3 protein-coding genes are annotated in these 3,380 nt (G+C 30.9%); 1 reads left to right on the top strand and 2 read right to left on the bottom strand.

All coding sequences use genetic code 11. The annotated features are described in order from the left end of the window. The first annotated feature begins 533 nt into the window (after positions 1–533). The gene (locus J7K39_00980) at positions 534–2,009 is read left to right on the top strand and encodes an IS1634 family transposase (GenBank protein MCD6178453.1); all 1,476 of its coding nucleotides are present in this window, start codon (positions 534–536) and stop codon (positions 2,007–2,009) included. Here the strand turns inward: J7K39_00980 and J7K39_00975 are convergent. Both J7K39_00975 and J7K39_00970 read right to left on the bottom strand, forming a co-directional pair. After that, entirely contained in the window at positions 2,000–2,968 is a 969-nt protein-coding gene (locus J7K39_00975) for a transposase (protein MCD6178452.1), read from the bottom strand. The genes J7K39_00980 and J7K39_00975 overlap by 10 nt on opposite strands. A gap of 7 nt (positions 2,969–2,975) precedes the next feature. Continuing rightward, positions 2,976–3,380 (bottom strand): hypothetical protein (locus tag J7K39_00970; GenBank protein MCD6178451.1); only part of this gene is annotated, 405 nt, incomplete at its 5' end.

Genomic DNA, 3,380 nt, shown 5'->3' with positions numbered 1-3,380 from the left:
GTTTTCTACACTGCACTTCGCTAAAATAAAAGAAATTACTCCCTGCGGTCGTTCAAACAGCTTTTATTTTTTAACGCTTCGTTGCGTTTGAAAACTACAAAATTTTTTTGAGGTCGAAATCGGAACTTGTAAGTTTCGTATATTTCTTTTTAATAGGAGAAAAAAGCATGCGGACAAGTGGGGCTTGTTTTTGTGGAACGAGGTGTAATCGCGTACCAGCTGGGTGGTTATTTTATTTTAGTTACCCCTCTGCCTGTCGGCATCTCCCCTGAAACAGGGGAGAATGCTTTGAATAAATTTTATTAGAAAATATTTAAGTTTTCTTTCTGTTTGGTTAATGCTTCTTTCCCTTTTTAAGGGAAAGTGGCGACAGCCGAAAGGGTTGTGTTAAAAAATTTTTTTTATTTATTTGTAACCTTCGCATGTCTTCCTGTTTTGTGCGGTTTAAAAATGCACGAATTGTAACTAAAAGATAATCAGCAAGATAAATATAAATGTTTGGTAGATATGGGTGTCTCATTTACTTTTGTTGTATGTTTATTAGAAAGAAGAAGAACAAAAGTGGAAGCGTAAGTATCCAAATTATTCAAAAGATAAATAGGAGTAATAGGGTTATTAAAACTATTGGGTCATCAAAAAACGCTAATGAAATAGAAGAATTATATTTACAAGCATTATATGAGTTACCAAGACTATTTGGGCCTACATTATTTGATGCAGAAGTAAAACCAGATATTGCAGAGTTGTCTAACGACTCTATTCAAGTAATAGGACCAGAATTAATCTTTGGAAGGATTTACGACAAAATAGGTTTTGACGCACTTCAAGAACCGTTGCTACGTCATCTAGCAATATCACGAATAAGTCATCCTGGGAGTAAGTTACAACTATCAAAATATTTAAGTGATATCGGAGAAAAACCTATCTCAGTATATAGTATATATCGTTTTATGGATAAGATTCATAATCAATTAAAAAAGAAGATCGAAGACATCTCTTTCAACTATACTAAACAAATTTTAGGTGGAAAAATAGGCGTATTATTTTATGATGTGACCACAATCTATTTTGAAGCAAGTGAACCTTATGATTACCGAATTGCAGGTTTTTCAAAAGATGGCAAACATCAAAATCCACAGATTTTATTGGGTTTACTTGTAGGAAAAGAGGGATATCCTATTGGCTATGAAATTTTTGAAGGAAATACATATGAAGGTCATACTCTGATTTTAGTTTTACAAAAATATATTAATAGATTTAAGATAGATAAGCCAATAGTTGTAGCTGATTCAGGTTTATTAAGTAGCAGTAATATTAAAGCACTAATAGAGAATAATTTCAAATTTATACTTGGGGCAAGAATAAAGAATGAGAAAAAGCATATAATAGATAAAATACTAAATTTAAAATTAAAAAATGGCGAAGTAAAAACGATAAAAAATGACGAAGGTTTAACTATACATATAAGCTATTCGGAGAAGCGTGCACGTAAAGATTCATACAATAGAGACAGAGGAATTAACAAGCTAGAAAAAAGTATATCCTCAGGGCGACTTACTAAGAAAAATATCAATAATAGAGGTTACAATAAATATCTGAAGATGAAAGGTGAGATGACAATAAGCATTGACAAAGAAAAATTAAAAAATGATGCAAAATGGGATGGATTAAAAGGATATATCACTAATACTAAGCTTAGTAGTGAAGATGTGCTCAATAGTTATAACAATCTTTGGAAAATTGAAAAAGCATTTAGAATATCAAAAACTGATTTAAGAGTTAGACCAATATTTCATCGTTTAAGACAAAGAGTTGAAACTCATATTTGTATTTCATTTATGTCATATCTTATTTTCAAAGAACTTGAAAGAATAATTAATAAAAATAAACTTGATTTTTCTATAACGGAAGCTTTAAAACTAATAAACAGAATGTATGGCATAAAACTACAAACATCTAATAATAAAATAGTTTCGGCTCACTTTAAAATTCGGGTGGATTACGCATAAATTTTAGCAAGTCTGAATAAAAAGAATGATATATCTGTCACACCTCTTTGTGTAGCACGAAAAGCTTTTATCTTAGCATTAAAAGATTCTGCTGAAGCATTTGTACTTCTGTTGTCAAAGAAGTTTAGTATCTCTGGATAATGACTATAAATAGTTGCCGATATTGTATTAAATGATTTAAATCCTGATTCTGTAATTTCATTAAACCATCTTGCCAGTTTTGTATAAGCTACGCCCTTTTCTTTAGTATGAGAAAATATCATTCTCAAACGGTGTGTTAGATTGTAAGCCTTTTTTATATCAGGATATTGTTCAAATAGAATTTGGGCTCTTTGTTTCTGTTTTTCTGTCCATTTTTCGGTAGATTTAAATAATAAATATCGACTACGTGCCAATAATTGTTTTCGAGAGTCTCCATTTGAAAATAGAATAGGAATGTACTTTGTGCCATCTGTTCTCGCATTTTCTATAGCATTTGTTTCTTCGTTTATAGCATCCCATCTATGAGCAATTCGCATTTCTTGAAGTGCATCGTAAGCTAATTTCTGGACATGAAAACGATCAATAACTTTTGTTGCTTTTGGGAAACAATTTATAATTATTTTATTCATTGAACCTGCCATATCCAAAGTAACCTCTTTTACTTGTTTTCTGTTTTTTTCAGGTATCCGTTCTATAACTTCAATTATTTTTTCACTACCAGTTCCTTCAGCCATAGCCACAATTGTGCCTTTCTTTCCCTTCCCGACTTTATTGGTTAAAATTGTATATAATTCGCCATTTGATAAACTTGTTTCATCAATGCTTAATTGGCACCCAATATTTTCAGGAAAAATCATCCATTCTTTAGCATGTTCTTTTTGATCCCAATTCTTATAATCGCTTAAATATTCTTTGTATTGTTGACCAAAATAATCACCATTGACATGATAAAATTTCTCTAAACTGTTACTACTAATAGGATAATTATCTAAGAAATCCTTTTAAAAAATCAGCAAACTCTTTTGTGTAACTTGTACCGTTTGCTGTTAAATCCCAATTAGTGGTATATACTTTTCCTGTTGTTTTATCTATCCATTTACGTCGCCGTACTCTTAGGTAAACAGTTTTATCCCTTATAGGAAAATCCTGAATTCGTACAGGCTCATCAAAACCTTTTGATACTAATTGTTTTTCTGTATGTCCTGTTGGCTTTATTGGCTTTTCATCCAAATGTAATAACAAAACATCTTCCGTGGTTCTTTCTATTTTTACCAAATCAAAATACTCAAGCATTTCTTTAGGTAAAAGATAATTTAATACTACTTCTAAATCCATGTGATAAAAATACAAAATATTTTCTATCCACCCGAATTTTAAAGTGAGCCCCGT

This window comes from Bacteroidales bacterium (assembly GCA_021157585.1).
In the GTDB taxonomy this organism is placed as follows: Bacteria; Bacteroidota; Bacteroidia; order Bacteroidales; family UBA12170; genus UBA12170.
This window is presented reverse-complemented; position numbering and strand designations above follow the sequence as displayed.

What these genes read in the sequence shown, in the direction of transcription:
- J7K39_00980 (MCD6178453.1), top strand. Translation starts at nt 534, where the DNA reads ATGTTTATTAGAAAGAAGAAGAACAAAAGTGGAAGCGTAAGTATCCAA.